Annotated in this window: 16 protein-coding genes; 7 read left to right on the forward strand and 9 right to left on the reverse strand. The window is 55.3% G+C overall.

The features are described 5' to 3' along the window. Positions 1–55 precede the first annotated feature (55 nt). From KA369_13220 to KA369_13240, 5 genes are all read right to left on the reverse strand, one after another. The gene (locus KA369_13220) at positions 56–2,158 is read right to left on the reverse strand and encodes a PAS domain S-box protein (protein ID MBP7736931.1); all 2,103 of its coding nucleotides are present in this window, start codon (positions 2,156–2,158) and stop codon (positions 56–58) included. Positions 2,159–2,384: 226 nt separating this feature from the next. Beyond that, entirely contained in the window at positions 2,385–3,215 is an 831-nt protein-coding gene (gene flgF / locus KA369_13225) for a flagellar basal-body rod protein FlgF (protein MBP7736932.1), read from the reverse strand. A gap of 67 nt (positions 3,216–3,282) precedes the next feature. Beyond that, positions 3,283–3,729 (reverse strand): hypothetical protein, encoded by a 447-nt coding sequence (locus tag KA369_13230; GenBank protein MBP7736933.1) that lies wholly within the window; start codon positions 3,727–3,729, stop codon positions 3,283–3,285. Positions 3,730–3,882: 153 nt separating this feature from the next. After that, positions 3,883–5,151 carry a UDP-N-acetylglucosamine 1-carboxyvinyltransferase gene (gene murA / locus KA369_13235; GenBank protein ID MBP7736934.1) on the reverse strand — a complete coding sequence of 423 codons (1,269 nt, stop codon included), beginning with the start codon at positions 5,149–5,151 and terminating at the stop codon, positions 3,883–3,885. A 175-nt stretch (positions 5,152–5,326) separates the two neighbouring features. Continuing rightward, complete coding sequence (locus tag KA369_13240; protein ID MBP7736935.1) at positions 5,327–6,457, reverse strand: transglycosylase SLT domain-containing protein; 1,131 nt, start codon at positions 6,455–6,457, stop codon at positions 5,327–5,329. Positions 6,458–6,772: 315 nt separating this feature from the next. Here KA369_13240 and KA369_13245 point away from each other — a divergent pair, with 315 nt between their 5' ends. From KA369_13245 to KA369_13255, 3 genes are all read left to right on the forward strand, one after another. After that, complete coding sequence (locus tag KA369_13245; GenBank protein ID MBP7736936.1) at positions 6,773–7,060, forward strand: hypothetical protein; 288 nt, start codon at positions 6,773–6,775, stop codon at positions 7,058–7,060. Between the two features lie 143 nt (positions 7,061–7,203). Continuing rightward, complete coding sequence (locus KA369_13250) at positions 7,204–8,079, forward strand: hypothetical protein (GenBank protein MBP7736937.1); 876 nt, start codon at positions 7,204–7,206, stop codon at positions 8,077–8,079. 108 nt (positions 8,080–8,187) lie between these two features. After that, on the forward strand, positions 8,188–8,460 hold the full coding sequence (locus KA369_13255) for a hypothetical protein (GenBank protein MBP7736938.1): 273 nt from the start codon (positions 8,188–8,190) through the stop codon (positions 8,458–8,460). Here the strand turns inward: KA369_13255 and KA369_13260 are convergent. After that, on the reverse strand, positions 8,457–10,316 hold the full coding sequence (locus tag KA369_13260) for a helicase-associated domain-containing protein (GenBank protein MBP7736939.1): 1,860 nt from the start codon (positions 10,314–10,316) through the stop codon (positions 8,457–8,459). The two genes, KA369_13255 and KA369_13260, sit on opposite strands and share 4 nt — an antisense overlap. A 204-nt stretch (positions 10,317–10,520) precedes the next feature. On the opposite strand from KA369_13260, the gene lepB reads away from it, so the two are divergent. From lepB to KA369_13275, 3 genes are all read left to right on the forward strand, one after another. After that, positions 10,521–11,615: a signal peptidase I gene (gene lepB / locus KA369_13265; protein ID MBP7736940.1), complete on the forward strand. Its 1,095-nt coding sequence runs from the start codon at positions 10,521–10,523 to the stop codon at positions 11,613–11,615. A gap of 67 nt (positions 11,616–11,682) precedes the next feature. Next, complete coding sequence (locus KA369_13270; GenBank protein MBP7736941.1) at positions 11,683–13,527, forward strand: hypothetical protein; 1,845 nt, start codon at positions 11,683–11,685, stop codon at positions 13,525–13,527. Between the two features lie 267 nt (positions 13,528–13,794). Beyond that, positions 13,795–15,612 (forward strand): long-chain fatty acid--CoA ligase, encoded by a 1,818-nt coding sequence (locus tag KA369_13275; GenBank protein ID MBP7736942.1) that lies wholly within the window; start codon positions 13,795–13,797, stop codon positions 15,610–15,612. A 15-nt stretch (positions 15,613–15,627) separates the two neighbouring features. Here the strand turns inward: KA369_13275 and KA369_13280 are convergent, their stop codons facing one another. Continuing rightward, positions 15,628–17,034 carry a SpoIIE family protein phosphatase gene (locus tag KA369_13280; protein ID MBP7736943.1) on the reverse strand — a complete coding sequence of 469 codons (1,407 nt, stop codon included), beginning with the start codon at positions 17,032–17,034 and terminating at the stop codon, positions 15,628–15,630. A gap of 12 nt (positions 17,035–17,046) precedes the next feature. Continuing rightward, entirely contained in the window at positions 17,047–17,988 is a 942-nt protein-coding gene (locus tag KA369_13285) for a PAS domain S-box protein (protein MBP7736944.1), read from the reverse strand. 302 nt (positions 17,989–18,290) lie between these two features. Between KA369_13285 and KA369_13290 the strand changes: the two genes are divergently transcribed. Beyond that, positions 18,291–19,208, forward strand: a complete 918-nt coding sequence (locus KA369_13290; GenBank protein MBP7736945.1) for a FecR domain-containing protein — start codon at positions 18,291–18,293, stop codon at positions 19,206–19,208. Between the two features lie 35 nt (positions 19,209–19,243). Here KA369_13290 and KA369_13295 read toward each other — a convergent pair whose 3' ends face one another. Continuing rightward, a complete protein-coding gene (locus KA369_13295) occupies positions 19,244–20,569 on the reverse strand; it encodes a phosphatidylserine decarboxylase family protein (protein MBP7736946.1) in 1,326 nt (441 codons plus the stop codon). Positions 20,570–20,582 lie beyond the last annotated feature (13 nt).

Genomic DNA, 20,582 nt, shown 5'->3' on the forward strand with positions numbered 1-20,582 from the left:
GCAAGAATATTATGTCACATTAGAAATGCGGAAGAGCGGCCGTTATGCGGAAATGCTAGAAATCGGGAGAGATGGGGAATGTCATGATCCAGGATGTCCCGCCGCTACGGTCGATGCTGTAGGTGCCGTGGATCTGCTTAATCAGGACGCTTACGAGCTGCAGGCCCAGCGAAGAGGTGGTGTTGATGTCGATGTTTTCAGGGAGGCCGATGCCGTTGTCCCTCACGATAAGGGTCACATCGTTTTCCCCGCTGCGCTGTAGGGTTATGCGTATATCGTTGTCTGCGTTCCCTTCAGGGAAGGCGTATTTAAGCGCGTTGGTTATCAGTTCGTTCACGATGAGCCCGCAGGGTATGGCCTGGTCCAGTCCAAGATGTATCTCGTCGGCCTCGATATGCAGCTGGGGGTTGTTCAGGCTGGTTGAGTAACTGCTGTGCAGTTCCTCCGATATTGTCTTCAGGTACGACGTGAAATCGATTTTTGCGATGTCGTCGGACCTATATAACTTTTCATGGACGAGGGCCATGGCCCTGATGCGGTTCGTCGAATCGTTGAACATCTTCATGAGGATAGGGTCTTTAAGGGTGTTGGACTGGAGATTGATGAGACTTATAATGATCTGGAAATTGTTCTTCACGCGGTGGTGGATCTCCTTTAACAGCACCTCCTTTTCCATGAGGGAAGACTTGATCTGTTCTTCGGCCCGCTTGCGCTCGGTTATATCGAGGATGATGGCGTTGAAGCCGAGGATGGTGTCCTTGAAGCGATAGACCGTTGGCGTCGAATACAGGTGCACCGCGCTCCCGTTTTTGTGCATGAAACGAAATTCGATATCGAACATGTCCCGGGGATTGCGCGATCCAATTTGAAATTCCCCAAGGATTCTCTCGCGGTCTTCGGGATGCAGAAAATCGATAAAGAGCTTTCCCGTCAGCTCGTCCCGTTCGTATCCCGTCATGCTCAACAGCGCTGTATTCACATAGGTGAACCTGCCTCCAGGATTGACGGTCGCTATTCCCAGGGATGTTTTTTCAACGAGGCTCCGGTATTTTTCCTCCGACATTTCTATCATTTCCTGGGATCTCTTGCGCTCGGTTACGTCGCGGATGGTGGCCTGGAGGAACGCTTTCCCGCCAAGCTCGCATTTTGAGAGTAGTATCGTCCCGGGAAATTCGGTCAAATCGAGGCGTACGAATTGCCATTCAAAGAAGTGCCACCCGGTGGTCATTGCCTTGTCTATCATCCGCTCCACTTTGTCATGGGAACGCTCCCCGTCGGGTTGGGTCTCCGGTGAGATCTCGCGGATTGAAATATCCGCGTAGCCGTCATCGCTGTTCTCTATCCTGAACATGTCGATGAAGGTCCTGTTGGCAGTCGAGATTTTCCACGCCGGCGGTTCCAGTACCACGATGGCGTCGCGGGAGAAATCGAACAGCGACCGGTACCGCTCCTCGCTTTCATGGAGCGCATCTTCTGCGCGACGGCGCTCAGCTATCTCTGTCTCGAGCTCGCTGTTCGTTTCGGTGAGCTCCGAGCTGTATTCCTCCAGCTCTATGGCTGCCGCCCGCGAGTTGCTGAGGGCCAGGCGGTACTGGTTGACAAGGAACCAGAGAAGCGCCGCTATGGCGGTGTAGGAGACTGCCACTATGACTGCCCGGTTCTCGAAGTGGCTCTCGGGGGTCCGGATCTGGTGTATCAGGCCGTGGAACTGGGCCAATCCAATGGCGACATAGGCCGTGACGCTCAGGACGACCATGACCCACTGCGCTCTGTGTCCCTGGAGGATTGCGGTCAGCACGATCGATACCGCGTAGAGTATCATGGCGGGCGCCCCGGCCCCTCCTATCGCGTTGCCGTACACGGCAATAATAAAAATGAAGAGGGGCGGCAGATAGCTTGACAGCTTCCAGAAGCCGACGCTGGAAAGCTTCCATCCGCCAAAAAAAATTGACGTTATGAGAACCATGATGATCAGCGTGTCCGGGGGGATGAAGTCAAGGACCCAGCCGATAATAAATATAACGGTGAAAACGGCTGCCGTGAAACCGAGAAGAAGCGAGCTTACTTTGGCCATGTGTTCCCTGATGGCATCACCAGGGTCGACGGAGCGGGGCGCGGTTAAACCGTTCCAGATGGTATTGAGATATTTTTTTTTCACTCGCTGCCTTGATTAATGGTAACGGCTCTAAATCACGAATTCCATCATCTAATAACATATACCCGGGCAGAATGTTAGTCAAGTAAATAATAGCGACTAAGATGGGATGGTTGGAAGCCTATCCTGTAACGTAAGTCCGTCCACCTGCATCTGTCAACAGGATAAACGGCCATGAAAAAAGCGCGGTCCCGGAACCGCGCTTTCAGAAAGAGCATGAAGAATCGTATTACCGGGCCACCTCGTTTATGAGGCGTCCCAGTTCGGCGTCATGGGTCTGGACCGTTTTCTGGTTGGCTTCATAACTGCGTTGGACCTCTATCATGTCCACCATTTCACGGACCATGTTGACGTTGGACTTCTCCAGAAATCCCTGGATTACTTTCACGTCACCCGGAGGCAGGGGAGGCCCGGAAAACTCAGTCTCCTTCCAGAGAGAGTCGCCTTCTTTTTTCAGCTCCCGTATTTTTTCGAAATCAACCAGCTTCAGGCGGTCAAGGACAACCGGCTGGCTCCAGTCGTTATCCGCCATGCCGACAACGGAGTTCGGATCAATGGCGCCATTTACCATTATTTCGCCCCGTTCGTTGACGATAAAATTGTTCTGTTGAACATGGATGATGCCGTTCTCGCCCATGACCGGATACCCGTTGTGGGTCATGAGGATTCCATCCTGGTTGATGGTGAAGGCGCCGTTCCTGGTATAGCGCTCGCCGCGCTCGGTCTTCACCGTGAGGAAACCGCGGCCGTCCAGGGCCAGGTCGAAATTGTTCTCGGTGCGCTGGAGCGATCCCTGGTCGAAGTCGGTGTATACTTCGTTCACCTCGACGCCTGTGCCGAGCTTGCCCACGTAGGGCATGGTGTCGTACGATCCAGCCGGTGTCACACCGAGGCCGCTCTCGTTCAGGCGGCGGATCAGCATATCCGGGAAGGCCTTGAATATGGCAAGGTCCTTCTTGAACCCGGTCTTGTCCACGTTGGCAAGATTGTTGGCCACCACGTCAAGACGCGCCTGTTGCGCGATCATGCCGCTGGCGCCGGTGTATATTCCTCGAAGCATATCAGTCCCCCTGCACTATGTCGCTTTCATTATCGGCAGGGAGTGTGGAGAGAATAAAAAAAAATCGCTATGGATGACGCTTTGGGAGAAATTGTCGGATTTTGATGGGGTAGCCCCAGATGAATTTCCAGCAGATGACATTGTCGATTACTTCTTTCATTATTACATAATTCTTAAAGGGATAGTTATCGGTCTTATTTTTATTAAATGTGTTCAAGTAATTGATAACCGCATAGGCAAGAATCAAAGAAACAGACATTTTAAGCAGTTTCCTCAAATCAAGAAAATATTCATAATCATCAAACCTAACCTGCAGATGAAAAATCCGCCAGCTGTCAGGGCTGTTTCTCTCCTGATACCGTACCATGGAGCCCAAGCGTCCCGGGTCTGTAACATCATCCATCATCTTCTTAATCAATAGTGTAATCAATTCCGATCGTGATATGCCGAGTGAACCAGCCGCCAGGGTGATTTTTCTCAAAATATCAATATGTATGTTCAAAGTGGTTTCCATTGTCATACCCCCGAAAATTATCTTTCAATGAGGTATACGATTGAAGATCGAAGAACGAAAATATTTTTCGCATAAATGTATAATTCATGAAAAAAAGACGGGGTGTCGCCACCCCGTCTTTTTGCTGTATGGGATAAAATAGGTAAAGAAAAATTACAACCCGCCGCCCTTGACGCGCTGGATGTCGGCTCCAAGGGAAGAGAGTTTTTTATCAAGGTTTTCATAGCCACGGTCGCAATGATAGATGCGCCGTATCTCCGTCTCGCCCTGGGCCGCCAGTGCCGCGACGACCAGGGCGGCGCCGGCACGGAGGTCCGACATCATGACCGGCGCGGACATGAGCTTTTTCACTCCCTTGACAATGACGACGCTCCCCTCTATGGTGATATCCGCGCCCATGCGGCGCAATTCGGCAACGTGGGTGAAGCGGCGTTCGAATATGGTCTCGATGATGACATTGATGCCGGGGACTATCGTGGCGAGGGCCATCATGGGCGCCTGCAGGTCCGTGGGAAAGCCGGGATAGGGAAGGGTCCGGATCATGGTCCCCTTCAGTGCCTTGGACGGCTTGATTGAGACGCTATCCTTGTCAGCTTTGACGCCGTAGCCCATGTCGTTCAGCGCATCCATGCACGCGCCGATGTGCTCCGGCATCGCCCCGGTGATGGTGACGGCTCCCCCGGTGGCTGCGCCCGCTATGAGAAAGGTGCCCGCCTCGATCCGGTCCGGTATGACCGAATAGGTCACCGGCTGGAGCTTCTTGACTCCTTCGATCTCGATGCGCTCAGTGCCGAGGCCGGATATCTTGGCCCCCATCTTTATGAGGAAGTTGCCCAGGTCCTCGACGTCCGGCTCCATGGCGCAGTTATCCAGCACGGTCTTCCCCTTTGTCAGGACCGCCGTCATCAGGAGATTTGCCGTGGCGCCCACCGATACGGCCCGCATCTTGAACTCGGAGCCCTTCAGGGCGGACGCCCGGGCCTTGATATAGCCGTGGTCAAGGTTGATTTCCGTGCCCAGGGCCTCGAAGCCGGAGAGGTGTATGTCCATCGGCCTCTCGCCGATGGCGCACCCGCCCGGCAGTGACACGTCGGCTTCGCCGAGCCGCGCCAGGAGGGGCCCCATTACATAGTAGGAGGCCCGCATGGTTTTCACGAGCTCGTAGGGAACCTCCGCGTTTTTTATGGAATTGACCTTGATGCGCAGGGTGTTCTTCGCCGTGTTGAAATCATAGTCGGCCCCGAGGCACTGGATAACCTGGAGCATGGTGCGGATATCTTTGAGGTCCGGGATGTTCTTTAAAACGGTTTCCCCGTCTGCAAGCAGGCTCGCCACGATGATGGGAAGGGCCGCGTTTTTTGCGCCCGATATTGCCACGGTGCCCGAAAGGGGCTTTCCCCCCCTTATTTTATACATATCCATGAGCTGGCTTTCTCCGCTAATTAATGACACAAGTTTACCAGCGTCATTAATTGTGACAAGAGATTTTTAAATTTTTTTCAGCAAGGGAATGCCTGATCGAAAGCGGCTGCTGACCGTCTTCCGGCGATAAATGGTCCTGTTCCGAACGCGGAGTTTGATGCCGGTTGACGCCGCTTCACAGGCGCCTGCGGCCGCCGTTCCTGTAATGGCTGTGGCGTTGTTTATTCTTGTATTGCCGGGTCGTTGACGCCGTGTTTTTCCCTTTTTTCGCGCGGGAGGAGGCGACGCGCGGTGTCCTGATGTTGTATAGCGTATCCGACTTGGCGTCAAGCCGTTCCACCGCTTCCGCGGGAAGACGGAGCCGGTAATTCTTTATTCCCGGAGGGGTCATGGTCGCGTTGAGCTCCGGGTTTAGGTCCCTGATGGTCTGGAGCGGAATGCCGGCAACGCGCGACAGGTTGCGCAGGTCCACGGGCTGCTGGAGCGTATAGCTTTCCGTCTCGATCTTTTTCGGGACGGTGATTTCATCCTTAACGCCGAATAGGCGCTGGTTCTTATATATGACCATGAGGGCGATATATTTCGGGATATATTCGCTTGTTTCATCCCTGAGGTGGCCCCCTTCACGGAGCTTCCAGAAGTCCCTGATGCCGGTTTTCTCCATGGTGCGCTTCACGTACCCGGCGCCGCCGTTATAGGCCGCCAGGGTAAGGGCCCAGTCGGGGAAGGAGCCGCGTATGTTGCGGAGGTGCCGGACCGCTGCAGCCGTGGACTTGTCGATGTCCCTGCGCTCGTCGATCCACCGGTCGCTGCGCAGGCCCAGGGGCCTCGCCGTGTTGTCGACGAATTGCCACAGGCCAACGGCGCGGCTGCTGGAAACGGCGCGGGGATCGAAGCAGCTCTCCAGGAGCGGCAGCAGGGCCACTTCCTCCGGGATATCCTTGTTCTTCCGCATCACTTCCTGTATCATGGCTTCGTACCGGTATGAGCGCTCGATGGCGCGTATCAGGTATTCACGCTTGCTGGTGAGGTACAGGTAGATATGCTTCCGCACAGCCTTGTTCCTGCACACCGACAGGTCGCGGGATGCCTCGAAGATGTCCTTTCCCTTGAATTGAGGCAGGTACAGGATGTCCCGGTCCGGGTCAAAGGCATTCACTTTTTCCAGTCCCCCGGAGCTATAGGTCGTGTCGGTGAACAGGTTGAAGAGACCCCACGAGAGAAGCTGGGTTTCGCTGGCCAGCAGGATTGCGGCAACGATGATGGCGTAGCAGGCGATTCGTATCAGTCTGAATTTATGTCCCATGGCATTACCAAATTTTGGACAAAAAACAGCATGGCTGCTGGAATGACAAGTATATTTTTATTATTATAAAAAGGGCAACTACAATATTTCCTGAGGGTAATCGGTGGCGATGGCGATGGAAACCAACGGCAATCGCGCAGCGCTTCCGATTTCGAATTATTTCATCACGCGAAGATTCCCGATCTCTGATTCCCGGGGAAGTGCGTGCGTGATATTGCGTGACACAATATCCCGCGACGCAGGGCGGTGTATTTTGTCTTCTTTTTGATTTTATTTATTGAAAAAAAAATATTCTATTCTATCGTGGTCATAATCATGGAATCAGAGGGACTTTCGATGGATGTCACGGTCAATCTCCATATCAAGAGTCATTGCATTGAGACCGAGGCACGCAATGAATTCAGCCGGCTGATGGATAGGTATTTTAACACGGATGACCTTGAAGGTGAACTCGATGAAAAGATTGAGCTCCTGAGGGACTTCCTGGAAAGCAGCGATTTTCCAAAGCTCAGGTCCTCGGACATGCGGCTTTCCGGCGGACAGGAGTCGGATGTTGTGATAAAAAGAGGCGAAGATGGAAATATCACCCTTGAGATCCGCTGATCCGACGGTTTCTTGAGGCGGCGCCGGTCGCATCTGGAGGGTATTCGCCGCGGGGTATCTGTCCGGTTTATCCAAAAAAGTAGTTGTAATTTTTCTGATAGTGCATTTTTCTTTCAATCAAGATATGCGGTGGGGATATGGAAATGGATAAGGTGACCGTCTGGTACTTGAGGGACAACGAGAGTGGGATCAAGCTCGTCAACGCCATAACCGGCCTTGGACTGACAGTCAATCTGATTACCGGATATAAATTGCATAATGCCAATATCGTCGAAGATGAGATCAATATATTCATTTTTGATATCATCAAGACCGAGCCCGAACAGATCATCAAGGAGATGACGAAAGACGAGCGCCTTCAAAGCTACTTGAAGTTCCTGATGGTCAAAAAGAGCATGGTGAAGGAGATAACCAAGCTCAATTACAACCTGATGCACCTGGAGTTGCTGAACAGGCCGGTAGACATGCGCGAATTTCTTCTCCTCCTCGAGAAGTCGATCATCGTCGAGCGTTACCGGGAGATCATGAAGTTCATTTCCAGGGAAGCGGAATCGAGGATCGAGGCGTACGAAGGGCTCATGGATATCAACCGCAAGAACGTGTTCGAATCGGAAAAGGAAAAGGAAGCCTTTGAGAAGATCCTTGACTTTGAAAAGAACCTGATCCAGCAGCAGACGAATCTCAGCACCACCATCCGTGATTTTACCCTGCTCCGGCAGATGAACCTGTTTGATATGCGCGATCGCATCAAGGCCGAGGAGATGCTGGCCGATCTCCGCCGCAAGGAGCTGATGGACGCCCGGGACGTGATCACGGCGCAGGAATCGGTCATAAACTATTCAGCCAAGGAGCTGGATGACGCGAAAAAAATAATAGACGCACAGGAGAAGGTCGAGGAACTGTCGCGGTCCGAGCTCATAAATCTCCACAAGGAGATTACGCGGCAGAAAGAGCTCAACAGGCAGCTGGCCGAGCAGGTCGACCGCCTTCTGGCAGACGTGAAGGATCATAAAGATTAATCCGTCATAGGAGAGAGCCCGCTTGGGAGGGGGTGCCGCGGGGCTTGTGAGGAGCGATGTGCCGGTCGCCCGATAATTCAATATCATATCCGGAATTACGCTATGCCGATGGAATGGGAAATAATATTAGCAGACGCCGTGCAAAACGGGAAGATTCGAGAACTGCACCTGAGCAAGATCCCGGTGCTCAAAACGACGACAAACTGGAAAAAGGTCGAGCTCCTGGGGTGGATCGATCATCAGTTGAAGTACACGCATTATCGCGGCGCCCTGGTCAAGCTGAACGAGAAGATCTATTTCGTTAAGGAAAACACCATCCAGGCGCTGCAGGAGTTTCTCAGCTGGAAGGCGAAAAACACGATACAGGTGATCAAGGATTAGTCCTCTTCTTCAAGCTCGTTGAAGAGTGATATGACCGCGTCTTTTTTCCTGCCGATTTTAATTATCTCATCTATGTATTCTTTTTTCACCAGGGCGTGGGTCTGCGATATCCGCTCGATGATCCCTTCCTTGGCGATGCCCAGCATCAGCTCGTCGATGAAATCCGGGTGGCTTGAAGTGAGAAGGATGTGCTGCGATATCTTGATGTTGATGGTCTGGTTTGACCACTCCCGCAGGAGGAAGTCGAGGTTTTGGGGCAGCTCGTTTCGCGAATAGAGCGCCAGCATCTCAAGGAACTTGTCCAGGGACATGCCCCGTTTCTGCGCCCGCACGATGGCCGGCCTGCTGATGACGGTGTTGATGATGACGTCGTGCTTGATGATGTCCGTATGGGTCAGCAAATGGTAGAGGGCGTCCGACGGGAGCTCCTGCGCCGGTATGATGAGGGTGAAATCCGGATTGATGTAGATGTTTTTCGCCGCCGGCGCGCTCTCTTCGGCATAGGTTTTCAGCATCTGGGACGCCAGGTCCCTTCCGATATCGGAGAGCGTTATCCTGCCCCCGGTGACGTCGATTATGCCCATGAGGCAGAGGAAGTTCATAACCGTGCCGAAGCGCTCGAGCTCTTCCTGCTGGTCGATGAGGCCGTCCGCAAAGCTCTTCTCGCTCGCTTCCGACAGCGTCTTGGTCAGGATAGTGATTTTCAGATAACCGTACGTCGCCGATTTGAGCTTGGACAGGAGCTTGATGATCGTCTTGCAAAAATCATAGGACGGTATCTCGAAGGGCGGCTTGAAAAAGGCGTCATAGGGGCCTGAGGCGCCGGCGCTCTTCAGCATGCGCTTCATCAGGAGCAGCGGCTGCTCGAGCTCGCCGCGGATATCGTAGAGCGAGATGCCGGCTATGTCCTTGTTCAGCTTCAGGCAGCCCAGCCGGTTCAGGATGAACATGGAGAGCTGCGCCGATTCCTCTATCGGTATATCGGCGCCGTTCAGGTCCTTGAGGGGGAGCATGGCCTCGGAGATGCGCCTGATGTCGATTTTTCTGAACTCCTGCTGCTTGGTGAGGAATAGCCCGAACGTGGAGATGACGTCAAAGGTGTTCATGAGATTGTTTATCTGGAAATAGCGATTGCTCGCCTTGAGCTTCTTGCGCGTGTCGTCATGGTCGTCCAGGAGCGCCACGGACGGGCTTATCTTGTCCTGGAGAATAAGGTACGTGTTGAAATCCGGGCGGTAGCACTGGTACATCTGGATGATGTTCTGCGACAGGAGCCCGGTTATTGTCTTCTCCGCGGATTTCTGGGGCAGATGGTTCTTCGCCGCGTCCAGCGTGACGATACAGCCGGATTCGGCCATGAATTTCAAAAAGCCCTGTATCTCGCGGTCTTTCAGGGTCTTTTCATGATCCTGGTTCTGTTTCTGCGTTTCCAGATGGAGAAAATTCTTGTGGAGCCGGTCTGCCAGGGCCTTCGGCTCGACGATGCGGAGCAGGCCGGCGATTTCGGCTATGCCATAGGCCTTGTCCATCTTGGTATTGAGCATCTGCCTGTTTTTGGTCACATACAGGAGGAGGTTCCGCGAAAGGATATCCGCGGTTTTTTCAATGACCGGTATGTCGAGCTTGAGCTCCTTCTGGATTTCCACGAAGGTCACCCCGTCGGGCGACCCGTAAGCCGCCATCAGCACCCTGTGGCAGGTGCTGTCCAGACTCTTGAGCAGGGTGTGGAGCCCCGTCACGGTGGACAGGGCCCCTACCAGGTCCCGTTTCGATTTATTCTTCATCTGGAGCCTGGCTGCGAGATCCTTGAAATCCTCCGGGGTCAGTTTTTTGATCGGTTCGTTTATTTCTTTCATATATAAATATAAAAAATTGTAGACACTGAAATAAGCCTATTTTATATAGATGCTGTTATTTTAGCAATACATTTTATTGTTTTAACGTAACAGGCTATTCAGCGTCCTTTCCGTTGTATCAGGGATCATCTAACATCCGGGGTATAATGCCGAATATCCTTCATCCGTTACCTTTACTATGTTCAAGTGTCGAGGAGCGTCCCAATGATTCAATTTTTACGCTTTGACGGTTCAACGATCGAAGAATCGCGGTTTTCTGTCATTTCCGGCAGAGACAGCATCCTGTTTTTCCTGAAACGGGCGGTGTACCTTGTCCTGTTCGTATACTCCACCCTGTTCCTTGCCGCCGCGATACCCTTTGTAAAGACCCCCTTTATTCCCATATACTTCATCGGGGGCTGCGCCACGGCAATGTTCGTCCTGAGGCTGGGCAATTACATTTACCGTTTTGTCCAGTACCGCACCGGCGGCATAGCGGTGACCAGGGAAGGGATTGAGCTTACCGAGAAAGACGCGGTCATAAAGATCCCCGCCGCCGACATCACCTACATCGAGCACAATTTCCTCGGCAATGCCCTTATCCGCCAGAAATACGCCAAGACATCGTTTCCCCTTATGCTCCTCGCCGAGGAGGACCGCGAGAAGTTCCTCGCCCTGTTCCATGACATGGCGCCCCGGCGCACCGTGCTCTTCCGCAAGATATGGGATTTCGTGGACGCCATCGTGGTCGCCCTGGTGCTGGCGGTCCATATCATACAGTATATCATCCAGGCCTATTACATCCCCACCGGCTCCATGGAGGACACCCTGAAGGTGGGGGACCACCTCTTTGTGGAAAAGATCACTTACGGCCCGGTCATACCGCAGATGATCGGCATGAAAAAACCGGTGCACCTCACCTGCATGGGGATCCGGAAGATCAAGCGGGGTGACATCGTCATCTTCAGGCCGCCCCATGACGAGGACAAAGACTACATCAAGCGGTGCATTGCCGTGCCGGGCGACCGTTTCGAGATAAAGGAAGGCGCCGTCTTCATCAACGAGAAAAAGACTGATGAACCCTACGTGAAGGGCATCACGAAGCCCTTCAATTTCGGCCCCACGCGTCAGAACGAGATCGAGGGGGTCGTCCCCGCCGGAAGGATCATTGTAATGGGCGACAACCGCGAGAACTCCCAGGACAGCCGCTTCTTCGGGTATCTCGACATCGAGCGCATCAAGGGCAAGGCATTCATACTCTACTGGAACACGCGGCAGGTCTTCAAGCTTGATTTCTCGAGGTTCGGCCTGATACGGTGATGCCCGGACCGAGCGGCGGCGCGGCGGCCATGCCCCGCAATCCCCTGTAACGGTATGCCCTGAGTATATGAACCAGAAGGTATTTAAGCGGCGGGTGTACATCGCCGGCCTGATATTCGCACTTCTCTCCGTCACGTTCATTATCAGGCTCTTCAATCTTCATTTTTCCGGAAAGGTCGTCGTCTCCGGGGGCGGCGGGGCCGATGTGCGCCGGGGCCCCATCAAGGACCGGAACGGATATTTCCTGGCCCTTTCAATCGAGAAACACTCGGTGTTTGCCAATCCCGAGGAGATCAAGAACCCTGATGAGACGGCGCGGCTCCTGGCGCGGGTTCTGTCCGTGCCGGCCGAGACGATTCTGAATAAATTCAAGAAAAAGAAACGCTTCATCTGGATCAAGCGCAAGATCGACGATTCCGCCGCGGAGGAAATTCGCAGAAGCGCTCTCCCGGGTCTGTATCTGAAAAAGGAATACGCCCGCGTGTATCCCCACGAGGCCCTCGCCTCGAACATCGTCGGATTCGTGGGAATGGACGGCAACGGCCTGGCCGGGATAGAATACAATTTTAACGGAGTTCTCACGTCGCCGGGCGATGGCGGGTCGGAGGCGCCCGGCGGCCTGGCCTTCGGCAGGACCGTCACCCTCACCATCGACCGCTTCATCCAGCACCGCGCCGAAAGGGAGATAGAGAAGGCGGTCTCGCTCTATCGCGCCAAGCAGGGAGCCGTCCTGGTGATGGATGTGAAGACCGGGCGCATCCTGGCCCTTGCCAAGAGTCCCGGCTTCAATCCGAACCGGTATCACGAGTATTCCCAATTCACTCTCAGGAACTTTTCCTTCATCGATTCCTTCGAACCGGGATCGACGATGAAGGTCCTGTCCCTCGCCTCCATGATGGAGCATAATCCCGCGATCCTGAACAGGAAGTACACCTGCCGCGGCTATGTCGATATCGCCGACGTACGGATCAACTGCACCGGCGTCCACGGAACCATCGCCATGGGCGACATCATCCGGCATTCCTGCAACGTCGGCGTCATCGAGGCTATCAGGGGGATCAAGAAGAAGGACCTGTACGATACCCTGCAAAAGTTCCGCTTCGGGCGGAAGACCGGCATGGAGCTGCCCGGCGAGACCGAGGGCATCCTCCGTCCCCTCTCAAAATGGTCGGGATTGTCAAAATATTCCATCGCCATAGGTCAGGAGGTCGCGGTGACGTCGGTGCAGCTCGCGGCCGCCTTCTGTGCCGTGGCCAACGGCGGCGTCTACACAACGCCCTCCATCATCGAGTCAATCGAGAATCATGACGGCACCGTCGTTCAATCCTACAAGCCGGCGGTCAGGGGACGGGTCATCACCAGGAGCATCAGCGACAGGCTCATGGCCATGATGCGCGGCGTCGTGGCCGGCGGCACCGGGCAGAAGGCAGCCTCGCCGTACTTCTGCGTGGCGGGGAAGACCGGCACCTCCCAGAAGTTCGTCCGCGCCAAGGGGTATTCGGACAGGGTCCTCTCGACCTTCATCGGCCTGGCGCCCTGCGAGGACCCGGCGGTGTGCATCCTGGTCATCATCGATGACCCGGCCGACAAGCTCTCCGGCGGCCAGATCGCGACGCCTGTTTTCGCCGCCCTCGTGGACCGGGTGCTGGCGCGGCAGGGCGTCGGAAGGCAGCGTCTGAAGGCGCGGGCGCCGGTCCCCAAAAAAATAGCGGCGGCGGATTTTGACGGCGCCACCATGCCCGATTTCCGCGGGATGCGAATGCCGGATTCCATGGCCCTCATCATCGGGATAAAGAAGCGGTTCGCCATCCGGTATTCGCTGCGCGGCACCGGAACTGTGCATGCCCAGCAGCCGGCGCCGGGCGCCGCCCTTGACGATTCGGTGAAGGTGATTCTCGAATTCAGGGAGTGATTGACGTCCCGGCGTGATTGAAGGGTGTCCCCGCCGATCCTATCGCAAAACCGAGCAGACGGATTTTTTCCCGCTGTTGATTCCTCACAATTTTTTCCCGATATGGAATATGCGATACATTTTTATTTGACATGGAGGCCCCGCGGTTCAGGCTGGCTACAGCATGGCGCGGAACATTCGGAACGAGTGGCGGTTTTCACCGTCTTCGGGGGGCCGTACCGGACTTCGCGATGGCACAATTCGCACGGGAAACCGAGGAGGTACGGCATGAATCGCTTTAACTATTACAGTGAATCCACCATTCCGGGGATTTTTAGAAACCGCGTTTTCAACCATGGGGACGAGACGTTTCTGCAGCAGAAACGCAATGGTTCATGGACATCGATATCATGGAACGAGGCCGCGTCGAAAATTGACGCCATAGCTTCGTTCCTTATAAACGCGGGAATAAAGCCCGGCGACAAGGTCGCCATCTATTCCGAAAATCGTCCCGAGTGGGTCTTCGCCGATCTGGCCATTCTCTCGACCGGCGCAGCGGACGTGACCGTGTATCCCACGAACTCGGCCCCCGAGGCCGCCCATATCATCAAGGACTCGGACACCCGCATCTGCTTCTGTTCCGGGGAGTTCCAGGTGAAGAACCTCGTGTCGGTCCTGGGGGAGCTTCCGCTCCTGGAAAAAATCATCAGCTTCGACGATATCGCCTCTCCGGAGCCGAAAGTCACCACCCTGAAAAAAGCCATGGAGCGGGAAAGCGCCGCGTTGAACAGGGAGGAGATCGACCGCCGCATCCGCGCCATCGATCCCGCGGCGGTCATGACCATCATGTACACCTCGGGGACCACGGGCAATCCCAAGGGCGTCATGCTCTCCGCGAACAACATGGTCGCCGAGGTCCTGCACTTCGTCGTGCACCAGCCGCACCCGAAGAAAGAAATCGCCCTTTCGATCCTGCCCCTCTCCCACGCCCTGGAGCGGAGCATCGGCTATTACCTGATACTGTACAATGGCGGCACCATCGCCTACTGCCGCAGTCCGCAGCACCTCCTCGAAGACCTGGTCGACATCCGGCCCACCTGCTTCATTTCGGTGCCCCGCATTCCGGAGAAGATCTACGAGGGTATCCTGCTGAAGGTGGCAAAGGCCTCCGCCCTTAAACGGGCCCTCTTCGGCTGGGCCGCCGGCGCGGGCAAAAAAGCGGCGCCCTACCTGGACCGGGAAGCGCCGCTGCCCCGCCTTCTCGGGCTGCGCTTCCGCCTTGCCGACAAGCTCGTGCTCTCGAAAATGCGCGCCGCCATCGGCATGGACAGGCTCAGCTGCCTCGGCACCGGCGGCGCTCCCTTCGGAAATGAGATCCACAATTTCTTCTCCGGTATCGGCATCAAGATCCTTCCCGGCTACGGCCTTACGGAGACGGCCCCGGTGACCCATTCCCACACCCACACGAACATCAGCCCTATCAAGCCGGGCAGCGTGGGCCAGGCCCTTCCCATGACCGAATGCAAGATAGCCAATGACGGCGAGATACTGCTCCGCGGGCCGCAGCTCATGATGGGCTATTACAAGAACGAAAAGGCCACGGCCGAGGTCTTCGACGCGGACGGCTTCTTTATGACCGGCGACATCGGCCACATCGACGAGGACGGCTACCTCTACATCACCGACCGGAAGAAAGACCTGATCATCACCGCGGGCGGCAAGAACGTGGCGCCCCAGGTCATCGAGGGCCTCCTCACGGCAAGCCCCCTGATCGAGCAGGCCTCCCTCATCGGGGACCAGCGCAAGTACATTACGGCCCTCATCGTGCCGGATTTCACGAACCTTACCGACTGGGCCAGGCAGAACGGCATTACCGATACGGCGCGCGAATCCCTGGTGAAAAACGAGAAGGTGAAGAAGCACTACGACGCCATCATGGAGGACGTGAACCGCGAGCTGGGCCGCGTCGAGCAGGTCAAGAAGTACACGCTCCTCACCGAGACGTTCACGCAGGAAAAGGGCGAGCTCACGCCGACGCTGAAGATAAAGCGCAAGGCCGTGCAGAAGAACTACAGCGATTTCATCGAGGCGATGTACAGGGAATAAGGGGCGGGGCGCCGACTATCGCGCCTCGATGCCGATAAGGACCATGTCGTCTTCCCGGGAAGCGCCGCGGCGAAATACGTCTATGGCCCCGGCGATGTAATCAAGGGTCTCTTCGATGGACCGGCCGGTCCTGTGGGCGTCGTGAATCAGCGAGAGAAAGGCGTCGAAGCCGAATATCTCGCGGTCCTCGTTTACCGCTTCTATAAAACCGTCCGTATACAGAAAAATCCGGTCCCCCGCTTGAAGGGGGACCGCCACCGGGGATTGGGCGATATCATTGAATAATCCAAGGGCAATGCCCGGAGCCGTTACGTATGAAACGGCGTCCATCTCTTTCCGGTAGAGGACGGGGAAGGGGTGACCCGCTTTCGCGAAGGTGAAGGACGCGGCCGTATCGTCTCCACGGCTCACGATGCCGTATATGGCGCTCAGAAAATGCGACTGCATCGATTTGCACAGCTCCTGGTTGAGGACCCGGAGGAAGTCGGCGGGATTGAGCCCGTGGTCCCGCAGCAGCCGGTCGCTGACCGCCTTGATCATCATGGTGTAGAGGGCAGCTTCGACGCCGTGACCGGAGACGTCGCCGATGAAAATGCCGAGGGAGTCTGTTTCCTTGAAGCTGGTGAACGAGAGAAAGTCTCCGCCCAGCGCGTCCATGGGGGAGTAGAGGTACGCCACCGTCACCAGGCTTGACCGGGGCGGCTGCTGGGGCAGGATCGCCCGCTGCACCTGCTGGGCCGCTTCCATTTCCTGGCGGTTCTTTTCCACCCGGAGGCTGAGCTCCCTTGTTTTTTCATCCACCAGGTCCTCGAGGTGCCCGGCGTAGGTGTCCCGTTCCCGCTCGAGTCGTTTGCGATCTGTTATGTTTCTCGTGGAGCCCTGCACTCCAACGAGGGTGCCTTCGGCGTCGCGCAGGAACCGCGTGTTGATTTCGACCCAGATGGTGCCGCCGTCCTTCGTGTATTGCTCCGCCTCGAAGATGATGCTGCGGTGCGGATCGTAGAGGCCGGTTTTCTCTTTTCCCAGCTCGCTTTCAATGAACCAGAGTACCCGTTTGAGATGCTCGGGGGGAAAAACATCCTGGAGGCGTTCGCGGACTCCTTCCTCCATCGTGAGCCCCCGCATTGCTAAAATCGCGGGGCTGATGTAGGTGAAATTGAGGGTTTCGGCGTCAAGGACCCATATGATGTCATTGGAATTTTCCGCGAGGAGGCGGTATTTTTTTTCGCTTTCCTTCAACGCCTGTTCGGCCTGGATGCGCTCGGTGACATCCTGGAGAATGCCGGAAAAGCCGATTATTTCTCTGTTATCGTTATAGCGCGCGTAGATGGATGCTTCAATATGGAGTATGGCGCCGTCGTTACGGATGATGTCGTAATTCGCCCTGTCCTCTTTGCGGGTAAGGAAAATCCTGTGGAACACCTCGTATACGTTCTACGCCGTCCGGGGCGTCATGATGCTCGTGTACTCTATGCCCTGTTCCAGCTGTTCCCGCGTCAGTCCTGACAGCTGAAAGGCGGCATTGTTCAAATAGGTAAACCTGCCGTCCAGGTCGGTCTCAAAATAGCCTTCGCCCATATTTTCAAGTATGTTCCGATATTTTTTCTCGGATTGTTCAAGGGAAATCCTCATGTCGCGCAGTTCGGTGATATCCCGGGCGACGCCGTAAAAATAGGGGGCCCCTTTGTCATGGGTCAGTATGACATACTGGCCGAACCAGATTGCCGTGCCGTCGCTTTTTAGAATGGGCAGCTCATGGTAGGTTTCAGGAGTTTTTTTTTGGAGCTGGTCCCTGTAAAAACCATATTCCTGGGCTTTAAGCTCCGGAGGAATGATATCAGTGTAGTTGAGGCGGTAGAGAATTTCAGGATCGTAGCCGAGCTTTTCGAGTCCGGCCGGATTCATATACACGAAATCGCCGCGAGAGGTGCATTTGTAAATGATATCACGGGCGCTTTCAACGAGGAGCCTGAATTTTTCCTCGCTATCCTGCAGCGCCGTCATGAGTTCATTCGTTTCCGTGATATTCTCGCAGATAACCAGTATCGACGGCGTCCCGTCGAAAATGATGGGCGTGCTCGATCCGCGCACGAACAGCTCGCTTCCGTCCTGTGACATCAGCGCCTGCTTGGAGTACTGGATCGTATCCTGCGACTTTTTGCGCAGAGCCAGGCTGCGGAAATAGAGATCGTGATAGTCGGGATTGATAAACCGGGAAAGGGGTTGGCCGATTATAATTGACCGGTTTCCGCCGGCCAGCAGTGCGGCGGTGTAGGAATTTGCGTATGAGATGACACCGTCGGTATGGATGAAAATAAGGATAGGGGATAATTCCAGTATTTTGGTGAAGCTTTCTTGATTTTCAGACAGGTCCATTTTACCGGCTCTTGGTATTAGGTTTTGCCAGGGAACTGATCGGTGAGGAATCATTATTGATCCGTTTCGCCATATTCATGATGATTCCGATGTATCATCGGTAATATTTTTCATTCGCTGGTTTGACGTCAACATATTTATTATTGAATAAAGTTATGATATCCCGCCTTTATTTTTGTCATTGACAATGGATCTCTTTTATTCCATGGGTATTCAATGAAAACAGTAATGCAGCGGGATGCCTTCCCCTGTAATTATCGTGTCGGCGTAACAGCCGATGAGCTCATACCACGGAGGAGCATATGAGACACCTGATATCCATCCTTGCCATATCCGTCATTATTGCCGCCGTATCGAGCTGCAAAAAGGACGATTCCAATAAAACCATCACGGTTAACAGCCTGGTGGGCGACGTGAAGGTCGCCGCCGGCGGCGCGGAAAGGACCGCGGTCGTGGGGGATGTCCTCGCCGCTGGAGACACCGTCAGGACCGGGACCGATTCCATCGCGGACATTCTGTTCGGGGATGCCGGTATAATGCGGATCCAGCCCGGCTCCAGCGTTTCAATGGCGTCGATCATGGACCCCGCAACGGGCGACACGAGGCTGGACATGCCCGAGGGGACGGTCACCGTCACCCTGTCGAAGCTGAAAAAGGGGACCTTCAGCGTGAAAACGCCCACCGCTGTCGCGTCCGTGCGGGGCACCACGTTCCGCTTCAGCGCCGGCCAGAAGGCGTCGCGGCTCGACGTTGTCACCGGCGTTGTTGCGGTAAGCCCCGTGCAGAACAATGCCGTGGTCCCGGAGGTGGAAAAAGCCGTTTCAGCGAACCAGACCGTTGAACTCGATGAAAAGACGGTGAAAGAGGTGGTGGAGAAAAAGAAGGAGATCAAGGTCGCCGAGTTGAAGCCGGAGGATATCAAGAAGATTCGGGACGAGGTCAAGGATATTAAGCCGGAAGTTCTGGATAAGCTCAACAATGAGGCGCGGCAGGAGATAAAGGAAAAGATACTGCCTCCCGCCGAGACCAAGGACAGCAAAAAGGAAGAGAAACCGGTTAAAGGAAAGGAACAGACGCGGAAAATGCCCACTGGCATGAAAGCCGCTGAAGAGAAAGCCCCTGAAAAGACTCAACCGGCAATACCGAAGCCCGAGAATAAACAGAAAGGAAAACCGAAAGACGAGTCGGGAAGCTCGCCGGCGAGCGTGAACGTTTTCTAGCGTGTCCGGTGGCGGTCAGCCCTCCGGGAGCCGTTCTATTTTCGCACAACAGTGGCGATGCGAGACCTGACGGGGATGTTTTTCGAATGGAGCCCCGGGGTTTCGCCGTGCAGGTCGAACTCGAGCCCGACCGCGGGACGGAATATCAGGCAATGGGTGGAACCGCCGAAATGGAACATGCCGAGCTGGTCGCCCTTCCGCACGCGCTGGCCCTCCCGTACCGTTATCTCGTTTGACGATACCTCCGCCATCCCCACGAACATCACGCACATGAGGCCGATGGCCGGATTGTCGGCCTGTATGAATATCAGCGCCCGGGCCGCGACCTGGGTGATGTATCCCTGCGACTCGTTAGGCCCGGCCGGATCGAATCCTGCCGAGAGGGCCTCCGCGTAATAGGACCCGTCCACGAGCCTGGTCTTCACGATCTTCCCGCTGACGGGGCTGTGCCACCGGTGATAGCTCAGGGCGCTCAGGAAGGCCTGGTACACGGTGCCGCCGATGAACTGCTCCACCAGGGGGTCTCCCGCCATCATGTGATAGAGCGAATAGGGCTGGGCCTTGATCCAGAACCGGTCGGTGCCCTTCACCGCCGTTGCCAGGCGGTAGGGAGCTGATTCGCAGGCGTTGGCTATGACCGCGTCGTCCCCGGGGCTCGCCAGCGGGCGCCGGCCGTCGCGGAACTTCCGTGTGAAGAAATCGTCCCAGGAGGCGAAACCGTGATAGGGCGCCGAAGGATCACACAGGTAATCCTCGACGAAGGTTGGCATGGCCTTTTTCGCGTCGCGGCCGAACCAGCCTTTTTCCGGATCGTCGTTCAGGACGTAGCGGGAATCCTTCGACGCCAGGAAGAGGGCCCACTGGTTCAGGATTTTTTTCAGACAGCGGTTAACCTTCTCGTTCAAGAAGAGGGCTGTTCCGGCGCGGGTGGCCATCGGCCAGTTCACAATGGCGTTGATGGGGAAGCCGACCAGGTCGGTTTTGTTGAATTCCGGCGCAGTGGCCATGATGTGGTTGAGGACCCGCAGCATCTGGCGGTAGTCCCTTATCTGGGGCCGGCCGGTGGGGTCGTTCCTGAATTCCGGCGTTGCGGGGACCTGCTCGAACATTTCGGTGAAGATCATGTATATCTCCGGGTCTCCTTCGATCAGCTCCCTGAGCTCCCGCACGGCCGGATGCAGCGGCCGGGTATCCCTGTCCGCTTCGCTGATCCGCTCATCCGTCCAGCGGTTGATGATCGTCCGGTCGGTGGGGAGCCATCGGCCGATAAGGTAGGGATTCTTCGCCGATAAACCCGCGGCAATGAAGTACACCGCCACTGCAATGGCCGCCACCGAGACGAAGACAATGATTTTTTTCATCATGGAATCCCTC

This window comes from Spirochaetota bacterium (genome assembly GCA_017999915.1).
Classification (GTDB): Bacteria; Spirochaetota; UBA4802; order UBA4802; family UBA5550; genus RBG-16-49-21.